Raw genomic sequence first — 20,904 nt, 5'->3', positions numbered from 1 at the left:
CGGGGCCCCCTTTTCCGTACCGCCAGCCGGAGTACCGTCGTGCCCGTTTCCCTCGCTGTGCCTGTCGTCGGTCCGGCATATGTTCCCCACGGCTCCGAGCGAGCCCGGTCAGCGTGCGGGAGCCGTCATCGTCGACCGGCGCACGACCAGTTCGGGCTGCAGTACGACGTGGCGGTGCGTGTGCGCTGTTCCGTGGGCCGTGGCCTCGATGAGCAGTCGGCCGGGCGCTGTCACGTTGGCTGACCGGGTGGGATGATTTTCTGGTTGGTTGTGCTGGGAGGGGTCGTCCGTGGGCAGCGCACCGCCGTCGTACAAGGGGCACCGGTACCCGGTCGAGGTCATCTCCCACTGCGTGTGGCTGTACCACCGCTTCCCGCTGTCCTTCCGCGAGGTCGAGGAGCTCATGCTCGAGCGCGGCGTGACCGTCTCCTACGAGACGGTGCGCCGCTGGTGCGCCAAGTTCGGGCAGCAGTACGCAGGTGCGCTGCGCCGCCGGCAGACTCGGCCTGGGGACACATGGCACCTGGACGAAGTCTTCATCAAGATCAACGGTGAACAGAAGTACCTGTGGCGGGCCGTCGACCAGGAAGGCAACGTCCTGGACATCCTCGTGCAGGACGGCCGGGACAAGGCCGCGGCCGGGCGCTTCTTGCACCGCCTGCTGAAGAAGAACCGCACGGTGCCGCGGGTGATCGTCACCGACAAGCTCCGCTCCTACGGTGGCGCCCACCGCGAGGTCATGCCCTCGGTCGAGCCCCGTCAGTCGAAGTACCTCAACAACCGGGCCGAAAACAGCCACCAGCCGACCAGGCAGCGTGAACGCGCCATGAAGGGCTTCCGCTCGGTGGGCGGGGCCCAGCGGTTCCTGTCCGCGTTCAACGGTATCCCGCCCCACTTCCGGCCCCGCCGACACCTGATGCCCGCCACCGCCCACCGAACCGAGATGAGTATCCGCTTCGCGATCTGGGACCAGATCACCGGCGCTGCCGACCAGCCCACCACAACCTGACCACAGGCCTGGCTCACAAGCCCACCCTGCCCCGACGCACCGCCAGGCAGCCCACACCCAACAGCGTGACAACGCCTCCTCACGGTCTTGCCGTCGATCGCGATCACCCGCCGGCCCGCGACCAGCGCGGTCCGCGTCGCGGCCCAGGCCCCCCCGGACGGCATCGAGACGGTCCGCGTCCAGTCGCGCGAACGGGCGACGCAGCGTCGACTCGTCCACCGAACCCCGCTCCAGACCCAGCCGCGTCATGGCCACCGCCTCCGCGTCCCGGGTCCACTCCCCGACAGCCGTGAAACCGCGTGCCCCGGCCATGACCACGCACACCGCGACCGCGATCAGAGCGCCCACCGGATGACGGACCCCGCGCCGCCGACGCGGATCGGGTATCCGGCCGAGCAGATCAACAAGGAGCTCGTGATCCGGGACGGACGTGCGAACAGGTGCACAGATGCGGGACGATGGCATGGCACGGGCGTTGTTCCCTGGTCGGACAGAAGGCGTAAAAACCTCCATCCAACCGGACCGGAACACGCCCGCGCACCTCACTCACCCGAAAACCCCACGTCACAGGGCTGCTAGACGACTTTGCCGGAGCCCTGGGTCCCGCCCCTTGGTCACTCCGAGCTCAGCCAGTTTTCACCGAGATGCCGGTTCCATCGTAGACCTGTCCACTCACGGCGTCCACGCGCCATATATCCGCCTCTGAGGATGCCGTCGGATCTGTTGATGACGGGTTTGCGGCACTTGACACGCCCACCAACCACTCGGGCCGCCACACGCCATCTCTATTGACGGCCTTCAGTGTGAATGCCTTGAAACTGAGGTCGCCTTGGTCGCCACTCCCGCTAGCCTTAGACCGGGCTGCCATTGCCTCTTGGACATCCCTTTCAGCTTGCCTGGCATCTAACTTGGCCTTTTCGAGCTTCACGTGAGTGGATCCAAGCGTCACGTCCACCTGCGAAACCTGTCCGGCCCTGTCAACCTGAACGTCCAGCATTCTTGGCATGAGAACGTTACCCTCGAGCCACCGCCAGTTGGTCATCCATCCCAGTTCCGCTTTCTGGCCAACAGGGAAAGTCCGGTGCACCGGCGCGTCTTTGGCCCACGGGTAGCGCTCGCGTATGTACGACTGTGCAATCTGAAACGCATCCTGCCGGTTGGTCGGCTTCCTCGTCCCCGCCACGGGATAGCCCATAACGTACGAGCGATCACTGTCTTCCAAGAGTACGTTCAAGTGCTTCTTGTCCGGCCATGAAAGACTGCCGTTGGCAAAATCCTGCGGGTGCTTCTCATCCCGACTCAGCAGCGTAAAGATGATATTTGTACACGGCACCCCAATACACGGCTGCTCATACACGTGCCCAAGCGCATACCGGTCGCCGAATGCTTCTTGCACGGCCCGCTCGACGGCCTGCCGTTGTGAATCTTTCGCTACCGACAAGCCGGTTCCATCTATATTACTGTATGCCAGCATCGGGCGAGCAACTCCGGTGCCTATCAGGAGAAGCGCCGCCGCAGCGATGAGCGACGCCTTTAGGCCACCCTGCCACTCGACCGACCGCCGGCCTGCCATGGTTACTAGTGCGGCGGTGAGCCCCACAAGACCGCCGACAATGTTCATTTCGGCGTCCGAACTGTCGCATACCCGCCCGAGACCGCCCACTGTCGCCTGGGTGAACTCGATGGCTAACGGCAGTGTCACAACGCCAACCACTACGGGCAGGGGTCGACGGACGGCCAGCAGACCAAACAGCCCAAGCGGCACAGTCATGGCAAGATTCCACAGGCCTTGTGTGGTATGGAAGGGCTCAGCGACGTTATGATTGATGACGCATTGGCCGCTGGCCGGTCCGCCACCCATAAAAGTGACTCCAAGGATTCCGATTACCGTGGCAACAAGCAAACCCCACCACACGCCGTGGAGCTTGCCGAAACGGAGACTCAGGAACCACGCTAAGCCGCCGAACACAAAAGCGATCAGTGCGCATGCGGCTAGATAGACGTAGTGAGCTTGGAAAACTGCGGTAAACATGGGCGTAATCCTTGGCAGTCAGACACGAGAGGCACTCTGGGCCCCGCCCAAACAGACGGGGCCCAGGCGCTAGAGGTTCAGCAGTGCGCGGAAGGTGTCTGGTACGTGCCGCCCGTGTAGTCCAGCAAGCCGGTGCTGGAGGAGCAGTAGTAGTCCCCGTCTTGTTCCAGGTGTGTCCCTCCGTCTCGCCATCGCTGATGGAGAAGTACGAACTGTAGACGGTGCTACCGCCCATGCTGTAACCGACGCGAGCGCTGACGGTGGAGCCGCCAGTCTTGGAGTAGTTGGTGACGATGTTGGTGCTGGTGCCGGACCCATACGACTTCCAGTGGGCAAGGACGCCGTTAGACAGGGAGGTGCAGCGGTGCGTGGGCGTGTTATCGGCCATGTAGCCAGAGGAGTCGCAGTAGTAGGCGGTGGCCGAGGCGGAGGCGGTAGGCGCACCTAACGCCACAGTACCGGCCGCGATGGCGCAGGAGACGGCCACAGCCTTGATCTTGGTACGCATGAAAGCCCCAATCTGTCGCATGCATGACATAAGTGAAGGTAGAAGCGTCCCCCTTCACGCGTTGGCCCCATCACCTAAGCAGTACGTGATCTACTTACTGAAGCTTTTTGAGGTTTTTCTGAGCTACTCCAGGTAGCGGCATGACTACTTTCAGCCAGCTACTCGTCATCGACCCAGGCCAGGAACACACGTCTCGGTTGTCACGTCACAGGCCGGTGTCGGCAGCAGCGGTTTGATCAGTGCCCACCCGTCGTCAAAGGCGTCAAGGGAGCACTGTCACGTTGGCTGCCCGGTGGGATGATCTTGGGGTTGATCAATTTGAGAAGGGTTGTCCGTGGGGAGCGCGTCGCTGTCGTACCAGGGTCACCGGCACCCGGTCGAGGTCATCTCCCACTGCGTGTGGCTGTACCACCGCTTCCCGCTGTCCTTCCGCAAGGTCGAGGAGCTCATGCTCGAGCGCGGAATCGTCCTCTCCTGCGAAACGGTCCGCCGCTGGTGCGCCAAGTTCGGGCAGACCTACGCCAACGCGCTGCGCCGCCGGCAGCCCCAATTGGGGGACAAGTGGCACCTGGACCAGGGCTCCGGCAAAGTTGTCTGGCAGCCCTGTGACGTGGGGTTTTCGGGTGAGTGAGGTGCGCGGGCGTGTTCCGGTCCGGTTGGATGGAGGTTTTTACGCCTTCTGTCCGACCAGGGAACAACGCCCGTGCCATGCCATCGTCCCGCATCTGTGCACCTGTTCGCACGTCCGTCCCGGATCACGAGCTCCTTGTTGATCTGCTCGGCCGGATACCCGATCCGCGTCGGCGGCGCGGGGTCCGTCATCCGGTGGGCGCTCTGATCGCGGTCGCGGTGTGCGTGGTCATGGCCGGGGCACGCGGTTTCACGGCTGTCGGGGAGTGGACCCGGGACGCGGAGGCGGTGGCCATGACGCGGCTGGGTCTGGAGCGGGGTTCGGTGGACGAGTCGACGCTGCGTCGCCCGTTCGCGCGACTGGACGCGGACCGTCTCGATGCCGTCCGGGGGGGCCTGGGCCGCGACGCGGACCGCGCTGGTCGCGGGCCGGCGGGTGATCGCGATCGACGGCAAGACCGTGAGGAGGCGTTGTCACGCTGTTGGGTGTGGGCTGCCTGGCGGTGCGTCGGGGCAGGTCGGTCCGTGACGCCGGTGATCTGCTCCCAGATGGTGAAGCGGACGGTCATTTCGGCTCGGTAGTGAGGTGCGGGCATCAGGTGGCGACGGGGCCGGAAGTGGGGTGAGATACCGTTGAACGCGGACAGGAACCTCTGCGCCCCGCCCACGGAGCGGAAGCCCTTTAGTACTGCAACGACAGTCCGTGACTCGATGCGGCCGTAGTCGTTGGTCGCTTTGTGGTGGACGAGATAGCTGACGGTTGGTCAGGTGTGTTCGGTGACTTCGTGGCGCGGTTCGCGGGACGCTTCGGGCGGGTGGAGCCGAGACGGTGCATGGTGTCCTATCTGCGGGGACTGCTCAGCGAGGCGGAACGGAAGAACGGCTGGACCCTGGCCGAAGCCGCCGGCGATGACGGTCCTCAGGGGATGCAGCGGCTGCTGAACTACTACCTGTGGGATGCCGATGCTCTGCGGGACGACGTCCGCGACGCGGTCGTGGAGCACATCGCAGGTCCCGACCGGGGAATTTTGATCCTCGACGAGACGGGCTTTTTGAAGAAGGGCATCAAGTCGGCGGGGGTGGCCCGGCAGTACTCGGGGACGGCCGGCCGGATCGAGAATTCCCAGATCGGAGTTTTCCTGGCTTACGGATCCGACCGGGGGCGGGCCCTGATCGACCGCGAGCTGTATCTCCCGAAGGACTGGATATCGGACCGCGAGCGGTGCCGGGCCGCAGGCATCGGTGACGATGTCGAGTTCGCCACCCAGCCGGACCTGGGCCTGCGGATGCTCCAGCGTGCTGTGGAGTCGGGGATCCCTTTCGGGTGGGTGACCGCCGACGAGGTCTACGGCCAGAGGAGCCGGATCCGGATGTGGCTGGAAGAACATGACATCCCCCATGTTCTGGCCGTCCCGAAATCCCAGATGGTCATGACCATGGAATTCTTCGGCCAGGCCCGCGCACACCAGCTGGTCAGCGAACTCCCCGACGACGCTTGGGCGCGTCTGAGCTGCGGTGACGGTGCTCACGGGCCACGCGAGTACGACTGGGCGGCGGCCCCGATCCGGCCCTGGCGGCGGGAAGGCTGGGACCACTGGTTACTGGCACGGCGCAGCCTCACCGATCCCACGGACCTCGCCTACCACATCTGCTTCTGCCCGGCCGGGACCCTGTTGGAGGAACTCGCGCGGATCGCAGGGTCCCGGTGGATGGTCGAGGAATGCTTCCAGACCGCGAAGAACGAAACCGGACTCGATCACTATCAAGTCCGCGGCTACACCGCCTGGTACCGGCACATCACCTTGTCCATGGCCGCCCTCGCCTTCCTCGCCATCCTGCGGGCAGAGGCAAAAAAGGGGACCCGGACACCGGCAGTGATCAACCCCTCATACCCCTGACCACGAACGAAGCCCGGCGGCTCTTCACCCGCATCTCCTCTCCCCTCCGCCACCACATCCGACACGTACTCGCATGGTCACTATGACGAAGAAGAAGCCAAGCACGAGCCCGCATCAGCCACCACAAACGCAGAGGAAATCACGGAGTGTCGTTGCAGTACTAAGGAAGTAGCGGGCGGCTGCGGCCGCGAAGTGCCCGGCCAGCAGTACGCCCCTCAGCGACTTCCCTGATGTGCCGGACGGCAGGGTGAAGTGTGTCAGCGAACCGTCAGGCGCTGTCACGTTGGCTGACCGGGTGGGATGGTTTTCTGGTTGGTCGTGTTGGGAGGGGTCGTCCGTGGGCAGTGCACCGCCGTCGTACAAGGGGCACCGGTATCCGGTCGAGGTGATCGCGCACTGCGTGTGGCGGTACTTCCGCTTCCCGCTCGGTTTTCGCGAGGTCGAGGAACTGGTGCTGGAGCGCGGCGTGATGGTGACCTCCGAGACGGTCCGCCGCTGGTGCGCGAAGTTCGGGCAGTCCTACGCCAATGGCCCGTGCCGCCGCCAGCCCCGGTCCGGGGACAAGTGGCACCTGGACGAGGTCTTCGTCAGGGTCAACGGCGAGCAGCGGTACCTGTGGCGGGCCGTCGACGCCGGCGGCAACGTGCTCGACATCTTGGTCCAGAGCCGGCGGGACACCGCTGCGGCCAGGCGCTTCTTCCGTAAACTACTCAAGAAGACTTGCTCGGTGCCGTGGGTGGTGGTCACCGGCAAGCTCCGTTCCTACGACGCGGCCCACCGCGAGGTCATGCCCTTGGTCGAGCACCGCTCGCACAAGGGCCTGAACAACCGGGCCGAGAACAGTCATCAGCCCACCCGGCAGCGTGAACGCGCCATGAAAGGCTTCCGCGGCGTCGGCGGAGCCCAGCGGTTCCTGTCCGCGTTCAGCGGCATCCCACCCCACTTCCGACCCCGCCGCCACCTGATGAGCGCCCCCGGCCACCGAGCCGAGACGGCCATCCGCTACGCGATCTGGGACCAGATCACCGGCGCCGCCGGCCAGCCCGCCAAGACTTGAGCACCGGCCCGAAACCCGGCCCTCCCCACACCCCGATACACGGTCAGAGACCCACGCACCCAATAATGTGACAGCGCCCTTTCAGGGCCTCCCGCTACGCCCCCGCCGCTTCATCGCGTGCTGCGTGGCTCTGAGCTGGGGGCGGTGGGGGATGTGCGGTCACACCTGTGAGGCATCCGTCGAGTTGGTACGGCGGATGAGGTCCAGGACGAGGTCGGGCCGGCTGAGATAGGCAGAGTGGCTGGTCGGCCAGGCCAGGGTTTCGTTGCAGCGGGCGGCGAACTGTTCCTGAATCTCGGGGCGCAGGGCGCGGTCCTGTTCGCACTGCACGTAGGTGCTGCGCGTGACTTCACGGTTGACCCAGGTCGGAGTCCACTGTCCGATGTCGTCCCGCTCCGGACGCAGCAGCTGCGTGGCCGCTTCGGCGACTTCCGCACTGCAGTCGGCGAAAAAGGTTTCCCTAGCGTTTTCCGGAGCGACGTGTGTGTGTCCGTCCGGGCCGGGAGTCATGACTGTGAGCAGGGGATCCGGCGTGCCGGTCTGTTCGATTGCGCGGACGGCGACGTCTACGGCGGTCTCGCCCGGGTCGAGTACGTAGGACGCGAGATAGATGATGTGTCGGACTCCGGTGAGTGACCCGGCCACCAGGCCGCCGAAGGAGTGTGCGAGCACGAGCGGCGGTTCCGGGCATGAGTCAATAGCCTGCTGCGCGGCGGCTATGCGGTCCGGCAGGGAGTCCTTGTCCAGATCGGGGGCAAGGACATCAATTCCGAGGGACGTGAGGCGGCTGGTGAGGTCGGCGAAGTGCGCGGGCTGATGCCACGATCCGTGAAGTGCAATTAACATGGTGAACTCCTGGAAAGTACTGGTGAGAACCGGAATTGCAGCTTACACATAGCCGCGAGCCAAGGGGTTATTGATCAGAAACTCATGGGGTTCTCGTCCAGGACGTAGCGGACGTGCGGGCCGTCGAAGTAGCCGCGGACGATGTGCGGCTGACGCTGGCGTCGGCGGAAGAAGCGGCGGGTCTCGGCGGTGAGTTCGGCCTGATCACGGGCTCGGTGCTGCCGGGGCAGGCTGTGCTTGAGGTCGGCGTTGACCAGTTCGTCGGGGTTCAGCTCTGGTGAGTACGGCGGCAGGAAGTGCAGTTCGACGTCGTCGGGGTGGGCGGCGAGCCAGTCGCGGACCTCCTTGGAGCGGTGGGCGCGGTGCCCGTCGACCACGAGGTGGACCTTGTGGTCGAAGTGGCCGGCGAGCCGGTCCAGGAAGCGGCACATCACCTCGGCGGTGAAGTGCTCGGTGAAGACCATGAAGTGCATCCGGCCCTTGGTGCTGATCGCCGACATCGCGTTGACCGAGAACCGGTTCCCGCTCCGCCGCACCACGGGCGTCTTCCCCTTCTCTCCCCAGGTGCGGCCGGTGACCTGGTCGGATCGGATGCCGACCTGGTCGGCGAGGAGGATCTCACCGCCTTCGGCCTTCGCCTTCGCTCGGATCTGCGGCCAGGTCTCCTAATGCCAGCGCGCCACGGCCTGCGGGTCCTGCTCGACGGCCCGTTTGTCCGGACGCTGGAAGGACAGCCCCCAACGCCTGAGGTACTTGCCCACCCCCACCTCGGTCAGCCGCACCCGGTACAGCTTCGCGATCAGCTCGCCCACCAGCCGCCGCGTCCACAGCTGACCGGGAAGCTTCACGTCACAGGGCCGGTGATCGAAGACCGCCTGCCGCACCGCGTCCTGCCCGGCCTCCCCGAGCACCTGGTGCACCCCGACCGGCTTGCCCCGCGGCCGCATGACCAGCGCCCCGCGGCCACCGGCCTGCCACTTCACCCACCACCCGTCGACCGCCTTCAGCGACACCCCGAAGACCGCCGCCACATCCTCACAGTCCCCGCCCCGCCACCAACGCGGCCACCGCCCGCAACCGCAGGGCCTCCTGCGCCGACGGCGACAGATGCCGCGCGTCCCCCACCAGATCGCTCACACCCCACCAACGACCCAGAACCCAAACCGTTTCGCATCAATAGGTGCCTCGCGGCGAAGTTGCCACCGCCCTCAGGACGCGCCCTGAGCATGCCCGGCCAACCACTCTTGGGATCTGGGGGCTTTCCTCTCTGAGCTGACCCCGGTTTCGTGGAGTACCTGAAGCCAGGCTTATGATCCTGGCCCGAAGGAGAACCACGAGCTGTGCCAGCACCACGCAGGTACCCGGACGAGCTTCGCGAGCGGGCCGTCCGCGAGGTCCGCACGACGGGCCGGCCGATCGCGCACGTCGCCAAGGACCTGGGCATTCACAAGGAAGCCCTGCGCGGCTGGGTCCGTCAGGCCGAGGCGGACGCCGGCGAACGCGACGGCCGGCTGACCACCGCCGAGCACGAGGAACTGAAGCAACTTCGTAGAGAAGTAGCGGAGCTGAGGCGGGCGAACGAGATTCTGAAGGCCGCGAGCGCGTTTTTTGCGGCCGAACTCGACCGTCCCCGGACGAGGCCGACCAGGTGATCGAGCACCTCAGGGACAAGGGCCTCGGGGTCGGGTTCGTCTGCCGGGTGCTGGGACTGTCGGAGTCGGCGTACTACGCGCGCAAGAAGCGGCCGAAGTCTGCTCGTCGGCTGCGTGACGAGCAGCTTATGCCGCTGATCGAACAGGTTCATGCCGAGTCTGGCGGCACCTATGGCGTCCGCCGGATCACCCGCGTACTGCGGCGCGAGGGCGTCCTCGTGGCACGCTGTACCGTCGAGCGGCTGATGGCCGAGCTGGGTCTGGAGGGCGTCATCCGCGGTCAGCGGCACCGCACCACGGTGCCGGAGCCGTCGGCACCCGGGCCGCCGGACCTGGTCGACCGCGACTTCACCGCGAGCCGGCCCGACCAGCTGTGGGTGGCCGACATGACTTATGTCCGCACCTGGACGGGCTGGGTGTATGTGGCGTTCGTCCTGGACGTCTTCTCCCGGATGATCGTCGGCTGGCAGGTCGCGAACCACATGCGGACCGAACTTCCGCTGGATGCGTTGGAGATGGCGCTGTGGAGACGCCGGATCAAGAAGGACTCCGGGCTGGTCCATCACGGCGACAGAGGGTCGCAAGGTGGATTCGCATGATCGTCGCAACGTTGTAGGCGTTGTCACGTTGTTGGTGTGGACTGCCTGGCGGTGCGTCGGGGCAGGGTGGGCTTGTGAGCCAGGCCTGTGGTCAGGCCGTGGTGGGCTGGTCGGCAGCGCCGGTGATCTGGTCCCAGATCGCGAAGCGGATACTCATCTCGGTTCGGTGGGCGGTGGCGGGCATCAGGTGTCGGCGGGGCCGGAAGTGGGGCGGGATACCGTTGAACGCGGACAGGAACCGCTGGGCCCCGCCCACCGAGCGGAAGCCCTTCATGGCGCGTTCACGCTGCCTGGTCGGCTGGTGGCTGTTTTCGGCCCGGTTGTTGAGGTACTTCGACTGACGGGGCTCGACCGAGGGCATGACCTCGCGGTGGGCCGCGCCGTAGGAACGCAGCTTGTCGGTGATTACCACCCGCGGCACCGCGCTGGTCCTCTTCAGCAGCCCGCGGAAGAGCCGCCTGGCCGCGGCCTTGTCCCGGCGGTTCTGCATGAGGGTGTCCAGCACGTTGCCGTCCTGGTCCACGGCCCGCCACAGGTACTTCCGCGCTCCGCTGATCCTGACGAAGACCTCGTCCAGATGCCATTTGTCCCCGGGCCGAGGCCGCCGACGGCGCAGCGCGCTGGCGTAGGCCTGCCCGAACCTGGCGCACCAGCGGCGGACCGTCTCGTAGGAGACGAACACGCCGCGCCCGAGCAGCAGCTCCTCGACCTCCCGGAACGACGGCGGGAAGCGGTGGCAGAGCCACACACAGTGGGAGATGATCTCCACCGGGTACCGGTGCCCCTTGTGCGACGGTGGCGTGCTGTCCACGGACGATCCCTCCCCGGCATGACCAACTAGAAGATCATCCCACCTGGTCAGTCAACGTGACAGTGCCGATGCAACTCCTCCAGCGCGGATCGCACCTGCGGTGCCTGATCCCACTCCGCGCCGTACTCGTCGTCGGGTATACGTCAGTGATGCGCGAGCCCTTCGGCGACATCGTCCGGGCTTGCCAAGACACGGCGCAGCGAGGCGACGGGGGCTTTGAGGAGCACCTGGCCGGTGTTGAGCCGAGCAGGGCGTAGGACCAGCCGGTGTCGTCGTCCCAGGAAGCGCCAGGTGCACAGCTCCGGCAGCTTCCCCCTCCGCCACCGCATCCTCCCGGGCTGACCACACCCTCCGTCACCACCGACCGACGTCAGCGCCGAGGCGCGGTCGGCGCCAAGGCCTCGAAGGTCAGATCCGTCAGAACGTCCAGATCCTCCTGTCCTTCAACTTCCACCCAGCTGTCGAAGGCGACCATCAAGCATCCCAGCGCAGCCATCGCCCGCGTGCGCAGGGCGAGAGGGGACGTGCGGGGGGAGTCGGGGTCGGCCCCGGAACGCTCGGTCAGACGCTCGACCAGCAGGGAACGCCAGCTGGCCTGTTTCTCGTGCAGGCGCGCCCACAACGGCGGGGTGCTCCACACCAGACGCAAAAGGGCCAGGCCCTCATCCGGCTCGCGCACGAGTAGGGCGATGGCCGGATCGATGCAACGCCTCAGGGATGTCCACTCATCCTCATCGGCAGGTCGGGACGCCAACGCTGCGGACATCGCTTCACCCAAGGGGTCGAAAGAGAAGAGGGCGACGTCCTCCTTGCTCCCGAAGTACCTCAGGAAGGTGCTGCGCGAGACGCCGGCCGCGGCTGCGAGGTCGTCAAAGGTGACGTTGTCGAAACCGGCATCAAGGAAGAGGGGACGGGCGATGGCCGCCAGTTCGTCCTTGATCGCAGCACGCCCGATGGCGCGAGTACTTACACCTCTCATGCGCCCAGACTACAGGTCGGATACTCGCTTGCATAGTTGAACTTCAATGGCTACCTTGACACTCAGTATCAGCACAACCTTTGATGTCAGTCGTTCGCTCACCCATCTCACAGAGGAATTGGCATGACCTATGACCTGCCCGCCCTGCACATCACCGTGGCCGACGGCGTCGCCACCGTCACTCTCGACAACCCGCCGCTCAACCTCTCCGACGGCACGCTGCTGTCCTCGCTGCGTCGCTTCGTCGCCCAGGTGCGTGACGACACCGACGTGCGCGTCATCGTCTTCGACAGCGCCGACCCGGACTTCTTCATCGCCCATGGAGACATGCGCTTCGTGACCGACCCCGACGTCATGGCCGCCGCCGGCGCCGCCATCCAGGCCGCCGGCCCCGACGCCGAATTCCCCCCGGGCCTGAACCTCATGCAGGTCGTGCACGAAGAGGTGCGTGCGCTGCCCCAGGTCACCATCGCCAAACTCACCGGCCTTGCCCGAGGCGGCGGCAACGAGTTCCTCATGGCGCTGGACATGCGCTTCGCCGCCATCGGCACCGCGGGTCAGGCCCAGCCCGAAGTACTCCTGGGCATCATGGCCGGCGGGGGCGGCACCCAGTACATGACCTCCCTGATCGGGCGCGCCCGCACCCTGGAACTCCTGTTGGGCGCACAGCTCGTGGATGCCGAACTCGCCGAGCGGTACGGCCTCGTCAACCGTGCTCTGCCCGCCGACGAGATCGACGACTTCGTCACCTCCCTCGCCCGACGCATCGGCGCCCTCAAGCCAGAAATCATCAGCGCGGTCAAGACCGCCGTGAACGCCGCGGCCACCCCCGTCACCCGCGAGGGTCTCGGCACCGAGAACGCTCTGCTCACCCCCCTCTTCAGCGCCGACGCGGCCGCACTCGCACACCGGCTACTCGCCGCCGGCATGCAGACCCGCGAGGGCGAGCGTGACCTGGAAGCTCTCCTTGAGCGGCAGTGAGGGGTACTCGCCTATAACAACCGCTGCCTCCAGGGGCGCACCGCGTTGCCGGCCGCATAGTCCCAGCGGACCGTCGACCACGACGTGACGGTGCGGCGCGGCCAGGGCTACACCCTGCGCGTCACCGCCGCGCGGTGGTTCATCGCCAGCTCCTCAACCTCTGCCGGCCCTTCGACGGTAACCAAGGCGCCCCGACCGTCCCGGCACAGCGCCCACCGCGAGTACGAGAACCGCGTCAACGCTTCACGGCTGCCAGCCCGCGTTGAGCAGACCGAGCATCACCGCCCCCGTCAAGATCAAGTACTGGCGGCTTTTGGGGCTTACCTCGGTGCTACCCCCCTAGTTCAGCAGGTTCGCCACACGTGTGGCGGGCTGTTCGGGTCGGCTGCTACAGCTCGAACTCGAGGTGCTCGATGTCCGTGAACCGGACCTCTTCCAGGGAGCCGGCGCGGCGGCCGTTGTCCTGGAAGTACACCTCCTTGAGCGCTTCGGCGGCGATCTGCTGGAGTCGGGCGTCGCTGGCGCCAGCCTTCTGGGCATCGAAGAGGCGCGCGGCGTAGATCGGGGGCAGGGCGACGGTGAGGTGCCGGATGCGGTCCTGGTCCGTCGTCCCGATCGGCGCGGTGTAGCCGAGGCGGGCGCGGGTGTCGATGACGATGCCGCCGGTGGTGGCCGCCTTCTGCCGGGCCTTGGCTCTGATCTGCGGCTGCCACCGCTTCTTCACCTCGCGCTCCAGGCGCGCGGCAAGGTCAGGGCGGGGCTTTTTGATCTGGTCCTTCACGTACCGCTCGACGGTGCGCTGGGAGATCCGCAGCATCTGGGCGACCGCCTTGGTGCCCTTCATCTGTTTGACCAGGTACCGCATCTGCGCGCCCGCGCTCTTGGGTGCCGGGCGGGTGAACGCCTTCTGCACCGCGGCCTCCAGGCCGTCCCCGAACAAGGCCATGGCCTTCTCCTACTCCCCGTTGTCGGTGTCGATGACGGTGCCGTCCTTGATGTACCGGGCGAGGTTGAGCTCCGGAGCGTCGAACCGCTCGCGGACCTCCTCGCCCCACAGGACGGTCTGGGTGCCCTCGTGCTTGACCAAGCCGGGGTTGATGCCGAGCTTGAACCCGCCGGGCAGCGGCTTGCCGTCCCGGTAGGGCAGGAAGTCCAGCGGCGAGGGCCCGTTCGAGGCGTAGACGACGCAGTCGTGGTTGACGGCGACCGGGTACTGGCCGGTGAACGCCGCATGCTTGACGATCTTCCTGTGGAGGTTGGTGCGGGTGCGGGAGATGACCGCCGCCCGGATATCCGGGCGCCAGGTCGGCCGCTCCAGGGCCCGCCACCGCTCGCCCGACCGCCAACCCTCACCACGGGGCCGCTCGCGCAGCTTGCCGATGCCACCCTTCACCGTCGCCTTGATCGCGGTGGCGACGATCGCCAGCTCGGGATCGCGCTCCTTGTAGCCGTCCATCGCCGCGAGGAAGTCGGCCGGCTCCAGGTCCGCGTGCACGCCGAGGTCGGCCATCGTGGCGAGGTAGGCGTCGCGCAGCCGGGTGTACCAGCCGTCCAGGTAGCGGCCGTTGTCATAGCGCACCCATGCCTCCAGCGGGCGCACCTCGTAGCCGAGCTCCACCGCGTACGCGACGGTCGGCGTCGCATACCAGGCCGGGCCCTCCGGGCGGTCGCCCTTCGGCGTGAACGGGCTCGGCAGCAGGCTGCCGTCCAGCTCCACCCACTCCTTGCCGACCTTCACCCTTGAGAGGTCCACGTGGGACAGGTCGACCAGCCAGGAGCCGGGCAGCTTCGGGTCGAACACCGGGTTCTTCACCTGCGTGGGCTCCCCCAGGCCGACGGTCAGGCCGTTGGCGCCGGCGCCGAAAGCGAGGTTCACATCCAGGCCGACCAGGTAGCGCAGGGTGCACTCGGCATCGGTCATCGGCCGCGCCCAGTCGTAGGACTCCTCGAACAGCTTCTCGCCGGGGCCGCGCACGTGGAAGCGGGGCAGGTCCTTCAGCAGCGGGTGGCCGTCGGGGGCCTCGCACGGCGCGCAGTCCACCGGCTTCACGCCCAGGGACCCGGGAGTCTTGTCGGGGGCCTGCCGTAGCTCACCGGTGGCCTCGTCCCGCACGGCGTGGGTCGGCGGGTGCAGCGCGGTCATCAGCTCCAGGCCGGTGACGGCGGTGGAGCCGCGCGGCGTCATCACCCTCGAGGCGTACACGCCCAGCACGCGAGCGAGTTCCGCCGGCGGAAGCTGCGCGGCGTGGCCCCAGTGACGGGTGTCGAGTGCGTGCCAGGACGGGATGCACAACTGCACGCACTGGCGGTCCGAGCCCTTGGCCGGGCGGTAGATCCGCGCCCACGGCCCGAAGCCGCGCTTCGTGAGCTTCCAGTCGGCGCGGGTCAGCTGCTTGATGACCTTGTGGCCCTCCGGGATGCGCCCGGCGAGCCGCTCCTCCTCGGTGAGGGCGGCCGGGAGGCCGTAGCGCTCGCACGCGGCCTCGGTGAGCACGAGCAGCGGGTCGGCCGGCCTTCCGGGGCCGGACAGCTTCGGCTGCCCGAGCTTCGCCTCCTTGAGGGTCCAGTCCACCAGGGACGGCAGGGACTTGGCGGGCACGTCCAGGACCAGGCCACCGACGCAGTACGCCACCACCTTCCCGTCGGCGTCGGCGTCGACGACCGCCAGCGGACCGTTCTCGAACCGCGGATCGGCGTTGCCCGCCGGAGTACCAGCCGGGGCCGCCTTCTTCACGCCCGGACGGCGCGACGTCGACGAGCTCCTGGTGGTGTTCGCCGGGCGCCGCGACGCCCCGGCAGGCCATACAGGGAACGCCTGGTCAATGGCATCGTCCGGAACCGCTGGCATATCGCCTGCCGGGGCGGGAGCGGGCGGCGTAAGGTTTGCGACCACTTCGTCGATCAAAGCGTCCGGCACCTCTGGCATTGCGCCTGCCGGGTCGGGCGCGCCGGTAAACGTGGCGGGAACCGGCGCGGCCGGCTCCTGCGGCGTTGCCGGTGCGGGGTAGAGCTCCGCGAGCTTCCTCAGCAGCCGTGCGTACGCCTCACGCTCCGGACCGCGCGGCTCGGTCGGCTTCTTCACCGACTCCCAGCCGGACACCGTGGCCCGCCGCACCTTCAGCGCGGCGGCGACCTCGTCCAGCGTCAGGCCGTGCGCTACCCGCAGCCGCTTGCGCTCCTCCGCCGGCGGCAGCGGAGAGCGGGACGCGACCAGCGCGTCGACCGCATCGAACAACTCAGACATGGAACACCTCCTGACCCACATCCTACCCCATAAACCGTACCGATTGCGTACGACTGCCGTACTAACTTCGTTCTTTTCGCGTACGCCTGCTATGTTGACCTTGAAAAGGCAAACAGCTCCGCTCGGTCCCCGGCCGTGTGGGCTCGACCGGCATGGAGGAGTGGTGGGGGAAGGCGACCTTCTGGAGGCGTGGCCCGAGTCGGAGAGCCGCCAGGTGATGGAGCAGGTGATCATTCCGGCGGCCACGAGGGGAGCCGTGCGCCAGTCGCATTCGGTCGTCGTGGTGGTCGCCGGGCAACCGGGTGCAGGGAAGACCGAGATCGCCGATCTCGTTCAGGCGACTCTGGGCCGCCGGGGCGGCGCCGTACGGATCTGCCGCGACCTCTACAAGGCCGCACACCGGCGCTACCGCCGGCACCTGGCTACCGACGTGCGCACCGCCGGGGTCCGAGTCCGCCCGGATACGAGCCGCTTGCAGGCCGCGATCGAGGATCACGTCCGCGTACACGGGGTGCCGGTAAGAACGCTGTCACCAGCCGCAAACGGCGGTGATCTTGCGAGGGTGTCACCCGTGTGGGTGAGTCCGGGGTCGTACAGCTGCGCGGGAGGATGATCGGCAACCGTGGCCCGTACCCCTTTGGACCTGGACGACCTGGTCGAGCACTGGACGCTGTTGAAGGACGAGCAAGGGCTCGTGTCCGGCAAGCGCGGTGCGACGCGACTCGGCTTCGCCGTGTTGCTGAAGTTCTACACGCAGCACGGCCGGTTTCCCCGGGGCCGGTTCGAGTTGCCGGGCGAGGCGGTGGAGTTCGTCGCTCGGCAGGTACAGGTGTCCGCCGCCGAGCTGGACGCGTACGAGTGGAGCGGCCGGACGGTCGAATACCACCGCGCGCAGATCCGCGGGCACCTGGGCTTTCGCGAGTGCAGCGTGGCGGATGCGGACAAGCTGACCGGCTGGCTCGCTGAGCATGTCGCGTGCGAGGAGCGGCGGCCGGAGCAGGTGCGGGTGGAACTGCTGGCCCGCTGCCGGGCGGAGAGCATTGAGCCGCCGACTCCGGGGCGGTGTGACCGGATCGTGGGCGCCGCGCTGCGAGTGGCCGAGGAGACGCTGACGGCGAGGATCTCGGCGCGGCTGACGGTGGAGAGCACGGAGCGGATCGTGGCCCTGGTCGTCGGCGCCGACCAGGAGGGCGACGCCGCACCCGGTGAGGGCGAGGACGGGCCGCCGGTCCTGGGGAAGATCAAGGAGGCTCCGGGCAATGTGAGCCTGGAGACGATGCTCACCGAGATCGACAAGCTGCTCGCGGTGAGGGCGGTCGGGCTGCCGGCGGACCTGTTCGCCGACGTCGCGCCGAAGGTGGTGGCCGGGTGGCGGGCGCGAGCCGCGGTGGAATCCCCCTCTCATCTGCGCACGCACCCGCTGCCGCTGCGGGTGACGCTGCTGGCCGCGCTGCTGCACGAGCGGAAGCGGGAGATCACGGACACGCTGGTGGAGCTGCTGATATCCACGGTGCATCGGATCGGGGCGCGGGCGGAGAAAAAGGTCACCGAGCAGCTGGTCAACGCGTTCAAGAAGGTGTCGGGCAAGGAGAACATCCTCTTCAAGCTCGCCGAGGCGTCGATCGGGAAGCCGGAGGGCACGGTCCGTGAGGTGGTCTACCCGGCGGTGTCCGGCGGTGAGCAGACGCTGCGGGAGCTGGTACACGAGTTCAAGACCCGCGGCCCGGTCTACCGGCGCACGGTGCAGGCGACACTGAAGGCGTCGTACACCAACCACTACCGGCGCGGGCTGATCAAGCTGCTGGACGTGCTGGAGTTCCGCTCGTCCAACCACACCCACCGGCCGGTGATCGAGGCCCTGGCGCTGGTGGCCCGGTACGCGGCGGCGGGCAACACCACCTACTACCCGCTGGGCGAGACCGTGCCCGTGCACAAGGCGATGGGCGGAGACTGGGCCGAGGTCGTCCACCGCACCGACAAGCGCGGCCGGCGCCGAGTGGTGCGCATGGTCTACGAGGTCGTCGCCTTCCAGGCCCTGCGCGACCAGCTCAAGTGCAAGGAGATATGGGTGGTCGGCGCCGACAAGTGGCGCAACCCGGACGAGGATTTGCCCCAGGACTTCGCCGAGCGGCGCGAGGAGAACTACCGCGAACTGCGCAAGCCGCTGGACCCTGCCGTCTTCGTCGACGAGCTGCGCGAGCAGATGACCACCGAACTGGGCTTGCTGAACGACCGGATGCCGAAGTTGGGCTGGCTGGACATCGCTGAGCGGAAGTCCGGGGCGATTCGGCTGACTCCGGCCGAGGCCCAGCCCGAGCCGAAGAACCTGCGTCGGGTCAAGGGCGAGGTACAGCGCCGGTGGGGCATCGTGCCGCTCATCGACATGCTGAAAGAAGCCGTCCTGCGCACCGGCTGCCTGGACGCGGTCACCTCGGTCTCCGGCGGTGGCTCCCTCCCGGCGGAAGTCCTGGCCGAGCGCCTGCTCCTGGTGATCTACGCCTATGGTACGAACACCGGGATCAAGGCCGTTGCCTCCGGCGGGCATGGTCACACCGAGGACGAACTACGCTACGTGCGCCGCCGGTATCTGACCCCGGAGACGGCCCGGCAGATCGCCATCGAGATCGCGAATGCCACCTTCGCCGCCCGCAGTACCGAGTTGTGGGGACAGGGATCGACCGCGGTCGCCTCCGACTCCACCCACGTGCGGGCCTACGACCAGAACCTGTTCACCGAGTGGCACTCGCGCTACGGCGGACGCGGTGTGCTCATCTACTGGCACGTGGAGAAAAAGTCCCTGGCGATCCACTCCCAGCTGATCAACTGCACCGCTTCCGAAGTCGCCGCGATGATCGAGGGCGCGATGCGGCACGGCACCACCATGGACGTCGAAGCCAACTACACAGACAGCCATGGCCAGTCGGAAATCGGGTTCGGCATCACAAGGCTGCTGAACTTCGACCTGCTGCCGCGAATCAAGCGGATCAACAAGGTGAAGCTGTACCGGCCGGTGGCTGGCGAACCGGATGCCTACCCGCAGCTGACCCCGGCGCTGACCCGTCCGATTCGCTGGGAACTCATCGCCCAGCAGTACGACCAGATGATCAAGTATGCGACCGCGATTCGGACCCGCACCGCGTCCACCGAGGCGATCCTGCGCCGCTTTACCCGCAACGCCTCCCACCCCACCTACGTGGCGATGCTGGAGGTCGGCCGCGCTCAGAAGACCATTTTCGTGGCCCGCTATCTGCGGCTGAGGGACCTTCAGCGGGAGATCGAGGAGGGCCTGAACGTGATGGAGTCCTCCAACGGCGCTAACTCCGTGATCGCCTACGGCAAGGGCGGGGAGATCGCCTCGAACCGGCGCGACGAGCAGGAGATGTTCGTGCTGTGCCTGCGGATTCTGCAATCAGCTCTGGTCTACGTGAACACCCTGATGCTCCAGGACATCCTCGGCGAAGAGGAGTGGGCAGACCTCCTCACCCCCGCCGACCGGCGCGGCTTGACTCCTCTGTTCTGGTCCCATGTACGCCCGTACGGTGAGGTGAACCTCGACATGGACACCCGTCTCAGCCTCACCGCGGCAACCGTTCCCGGCCCTCGGACCGTAGACGGTAAGGCCGTACGTTCCACCGTGGGGAGAATATGAACCTGCGCAGGTACAGCGCGTCGATCGGGCCGCGTCAGCGTCTCGCGTGGCGCGGCATCGACACACGGCTGCCCTGGGCTTGCTCGAAACATGCGCGCGGAGCTCCAGAGTGGTGGCAGTTCACCGTCCCGAGGCTACGGCTCCACCCGCGCGACCCCTCCCGTTTCAAGGGCCACCCACAGAGCACCGTCGGGGCCCAGGGTGATGCCGTGCGGCTCGGACGACGGTGACGGCAGGCCGTACTCGGCGATCTCGCCGCCATCGGTGATGTGGCCAATGCGGTTGGCTCCCCATTCGGTGAACCAGCACTCCCCGGTGGAGGCCGCGACAATAGCGTGGGGTTTGGCCGTGCGGTCAGGGAGCGGAAACTCCTTGATCCCGCCATCCACCGAGATCCTGCCGATCTGGCCCGCTGCGATCTCAACGAACCACAAGGCGGCGCCGTCACTGGTGATACCCACGGGTGCAGCGCCGGCCGTAGGGAGTGAGTACATCACGATGTCTCCGTCGACAGTGATGCGGCCGATCGCGTTCGCCTGGTTGAGGGTGAACCACAGGGCCCCATCAGGGCCCGCGGTGATTGCCGAGGGAAAGGCACCCGCTTGAGGAAGGACGAACTCGGTGATCTCTCCCTTGCCGGTGATACGGCCGATACGGTCGGTGTTCATCTCCGTGAACCACATCGCATCGTCTGGACCGGCAGTGATACCGAAGGGCCCGCTGCCGGGCGTCGGTACAGGGAAGGACTCCGTTTCACCGTCGGCGGTGACGCGGCCGATCCGGTGGTCCTGGGACCGGGTGAACCACAGTGCTCCGTCGGGCCCAGGGGTAATGACCGTAGGGCGACACTCGGACGAGTCCAGGGGGGTATTCGCTGAGTTCGCCGTCGAGCGTGAGACGCGCGACGCGACCACTGCGCGCGAAGGTGAGCCACAGCGCACCGTCAGGTCCGGCCGCGATGCCGTAAGAACTCCTAACGAAATGATCTTCGAGGTGGTTGGATCACTAC

18 protein-coding genes and 4 pseudogenes are annotated in these 20,904 nt (G+C 67.0%); 10 read left to right on the top strand and 12 right to left on the bottom strand.

Annotated features, from left to right (window positions below; translation table 11 throughout):
- Nucleotides 1-108: 108 nt before the first annotated feature.
- The gene (locus tag QQY24_RS32915; RefSeq protein ID WP_301976614.1) at nt 109-234 is read right to left on the bottom strand and encodes a hypothetical protein; all 126 of its coding nucleotides are present in this window, start codon (nt 232-234) and stop codon (nt 109-111) included.
- A gap of 55 nt (nt 235-289) precedes the next feature.
- On the opposite strand from QQY24_RS32915, the gene QQY24_RS32910 reads away from it, so the two are divergent.
- Nucleotides 290-1,009 carry an IS6 family transposase gene (locus QQY24_RS32910; protein ID WP_301976613.1) on the top strand — a complete coding sequence of 240 codons (720 nt, stop codon included), beginning with the start codon at nt 290-292 and terminating at the stop codon, nt 1,007-1,009.
- Nucleotides 1,010-1,225: 216 nt separating this feature from the next.
- Here QQY24_RS32910 and QQY24_RS32905 read toward each other — a convergent pair.
- Both QQY24_RS32905 and QQY24_RS32900 read right to left on the bottom strand, forming a co-directional pair.
- A pseudogene (locus QQY24_RS32905) lies at nt 1,226-1,474 on the bottom strand (transposase family protein); the annotation flags it as partial.
- Nucleotides 1,475-1,634: 160 nt separating this feature from the next.
- Nucleotides 1,635-3,041, bottom strand: a complete 1,407-nt coding sequence (locus QQY24_RS32900; protein ID WP_301976612.1) for a VanZ family protein — start codon at nt 3,039-3,041, stop codon at nt 1,635-1,637.
- An 842-nt stretch (nt 3,042-3,883) separates the two neighbouring features.
- On the opposite strand from QQY24_RS32900, the pseudogene QQY24_RS32895 reads away from it, so the two are divergent.
- Nucleotides 3,884-4,126 (top strand): annotated as a pseudogene (locus QQY24_RS32895) (IS6 family transposase); the annotation flags it as partial.
- An 83-nt stretch (nt 4,127-4,209) separates the two neighbouring features.
- Entirely contained in the window at nt 4,210-4,761 is a 552-nt protein-coding gene (locus QQY24_RS32890; protein WP_367658069.1) for a transposase family protein, read from the top strand.
- Here QQY24_RS32890 and QQY24_RS32885 read toward each other — a convergent pair.
- Nucleotides 4,692-4,865: pseudogene (locus QQY24_RS32885) on the bottom strand (IS6 family transposase); the annotation flags it as partial. The gene QQY24_RS32890 and the pseudogene QQY24_RS32885 sit on opposite strands and share 70 nt — an antisense overlap.
- A gap of 51 nt (nt 4,866-4,916) precedes the next feature.
- Here QQY24_RS32885 and QQY24_RS32880 point away from each other — a divergent pair.
- Nucleotides 4,917-6,077, top strand: coding sequence for an IS701 family transposase (locus QQY24_RS32880; RefSeq protein WP_301976610.1), 1,161 nt, complete (start codon nt 4,917-4,919; stop codon nt 6,075-6,077).
- Nucleotides 6,078-6,414: 337 nt separating this feature from the next.
- Nucleotides 6,415-7,134 carry an IS6 family transposase gene (locus QQY24_RS32875; RefSeq protein ID WP_301976609.1) on the top strand — a complete coding sequence of 240 codons (720 nt, stop codon included), beginning with the start codon at nt 6,415-6,417 and terminating at the stop codon, nt 7,132-7,134.
- Between the two features lie 159 nt (nt 7,135-7,293).
- On the opposite strand, the gene QQY24_RS32870 is transcribed toward QQY24_RS32875, so the two are convergent.
- The 3 genes from QQY24_RS32870 to QQY24_RS32860 all read right to left on the bottom strand — a co-directional run bounded on the left by QQY24_RS32870 (nt 7,294) and on the right by QQY24_RS32860 (nt 9,011).
- The gene (locus QQY24_RS32870; protein WP_301976608.1) at nt 7,294-7,980 is read right to left on the bottom strand and encodes an alpha/beta hydrolase; all 687 of its coding nucleotides are present in this window, start codon (nt 7,978-7,980) and stop codon (nt 7,294-7,296) included.
- A gap of 74 nt (nt 7,981-8,054) precedes the next feature.
- Nucleotides 8,055-8,573 (bottom strand): IS630 family transposase, encoded by a 519-nt coding sequence (locus QQY24_RS32865; RefSeq protein ID WP_301976863.1) that lies wholly within the window; start codon nt 8,571-8,573, stop codon nt 8,055-8,057.
- A 72-nt stretch (nt 8,574-8,645) separates the two neighbouring features.
- Nucleotides 8,646-9,011: a winged helix-turn-helix domain-containing protein gene (locus QQY24_RS32860; protein ID WP_301976607.1), complete on the bottom strand. Its 366-nt coding sequence runs from the start codon at nt 9,009-9,011 to the stop codon at nt 8,646-8,648.
- A 309-nt stretch (nt 9,012-9,320) separates the two neighbouring features.
- Between QQY24_RS32860 and QQY24_RS32855 the strand changes: the two genes are divergently transcribed.
- Nucleotides 9,321-9,632, top strand: a complete 312-nt coding sequence (locus QQY24_RS32855; RefSeq protein WP_301976606.1) for a transposase — start codon at nt 9,321-9,323, stop codon at nt 9,630-9,632.
- Nucleotides 9,629-10,231, top strand: coding sequence for an IS3 family transposase (locus QQY24_RS32850; RefSeq protein WP_301976605.1), 603 nt, complete (start codon nt 9,629-9,631; stop codon nt 10,229-10,231). The genes QQY24_RS32855 and QQY24_RS32850 overlap by 4 nt, the downstream gene beginning before the upstream one ends.
- A gap of 91 nt (nt 10,232-10,322) precedes the next feature.
- On the opposite strand, the gene QQY24_RS32845 is transcribed toward QQY24_RS32850, so the two are convergent.
- On the bottom strand, nt 10,323-11,042 hold the full coding sequence (locus tag QQY24_RS32845) for an IS6 family transposase (protein ID WP_301976604.1): 720 nt from the start codon (nt 11,040-11,042) through the stop codon (nt 10,323-10,325).
- 370 nt (nt 11,043-11,412) lie between these two features.
- Nucleotides 11,413-12,021: a TetR family transcriptional regulator gene (locus QQY24_RS32840; protein WP_301976603.1), complete on the bottom strand. Its 609-nt coding sequence runs from the start codon at nt 12,019-12,021 to the stop codon at nt 11,413-11,415.
- Nucleotides 12,022-12,144: 123 nt separating this feature from the next.
- On the opposite strand from QQY24_RS32840, the gene QQY24_RS32835 reads away from it, so the two are divergent.
- A complete protein-coding gene (locus QQY24_RS32835) occupies nt 12,145-13,002 on the top strand; it encodes an enoyl-CoA hydratase/isomerase family protein (protein WP_301976602.1) in 858 nt (285 codons plus the stop codon).
- A 388-nt stretch (nt 13,003-13,390) separates the two neighbouring features.
- Here the strand turns inward: QQY24_RS32835 and QQY24_RS32830 are convergent, their stop codons facing one another.
- The gene (locus tag QQY24_RS32830) at nt 13,391-13,948 is read right to left on the bottom strand and encodes an XRE family transcriptional regulator (protein WP_301976601.1); all 558 of its coding nucleotides are present in this window, start codon (nt 13,946-13,948) and stop codon (nt 13,391-13,393) included.
- Between the two features lie 9 nt (nt 13,949-13,957).
- Nucleotides 13,958-16,246 (bottom strand): helix-turn-helix domain-containing protein, encoded by a 2,289-nt coding sequence (locus tag QQY24_RS32825; RefSeq protein WP_301976600.1) that lies wholly within the window; start codon nt 16,244-16,246, stop codon nt 13,958-13,960.
- Between the two features lie 163 nt (nt 16,247-16,409).
- On the opposite strand from QQY24_RS32825, the gene QQY24_RS32820 reads away from it, so the two are divergent.
- Together QQY24_RS32820 and QQY24_RS32815 are read left to right on the top strand one after the other, a co-directional pair.
- Nucleotides 16,410-16,859, top strand: coding sequence for a zeta toxin family protein (locus tag QQY24_RS32820; RefSeq protein ID WP_301976599.1), 450 nt, complete (start codon nt 16,410-16,412; stop codon nt 16,857-16,859).
- Between the two features lie 9 nt (nt 16,860-16,868).
- Nucleotides 16,869-19,895: a Tn3 family transposase gene (locus tag QQY24_RS32815; protein ID WP_301976598.1), complete on the top strand. Its 3,027-nt coding sequence runs from the start codon at nt 16,869-16,871 to the stop codon at nt 19,893-19,895.
- 134 nt (nt 19,896-20,029) lie between these two features.
- On the opposite strand, the pseudogene QQY24_RS32810 reads toward QQY24_RS32815, so the two are convergent.
- Nucleotides 20,030-20,855: pseudogene (locus QQY24_RS32810) on the bottom strand (virginiamycin B lyase).
- Between the last annotated feature and the right edge of the window lie 49 nt (nt 20,856-20,904).

The sequence above is a fragment of the Streptomyces sp. TG1A-8 genome, assembly GCF_030499535.1.
Taxonomy (GTDB): domain Bacteria; phylum Actinomycetota; class Actinomycetes; order Streptomycetales; family Streptomycetaceae; genus Streptomyces.
This window is presented reverse-complemented; position numbering and strand designations above follow the sequence as displayed.

Coding starts and splice junctions, on each gene's coding strand:
- QQY24_RS32900 (WP_301976612.1), bottom strand. CDS start 3,041: ATGTTTACCGCAGTTTTCCAAGCTCACTACGTCTATCTAGCCGCATGC.
- QQY24_RS32890 (WP_367658069.1), top strand. CDS start 4,210: ATGGAGGTTTTTACGCCTTCTGTCCGACCAGGGAACAACGCCCGTGCC.
- QQY24_RS32870 (WP_301976608.1), bottom strand. CDS start 7,980: ATGTTAATTGCACTTCACGGATCGTGGCATCAGCCCGCGCACTTCGCC.
- QQY24_RS32840 (WP_301976603.1), bottom strand. CDS start 12,021: ATGAGAGGTGTAAGTACTCGCGCCATCGGGCGTGCTGCGATCAAGGAC.
- QQY24_RS32835 (WP_301976602.1), top strand. CDS start 12,145: ATGACCTATGACCTGCCCGCCCTGCACATCACCGTGGCCGACGGCGTC.
- QQY24_RS32830 (WP_301976601.1), bottom strand. CDS start 13,948: ATGGCCTTGTTCGGGGACGGCCTGGAGGCCGCGGTGCAGAAGGCGTTC.
- QQY24_RS32825 (WP_301976600.1), bottom strand. CDS start 16,246: ATGTCTGAGTTGTTCGATGCGGTCGACGCGCTGGTCGCGTCCCGCTCT.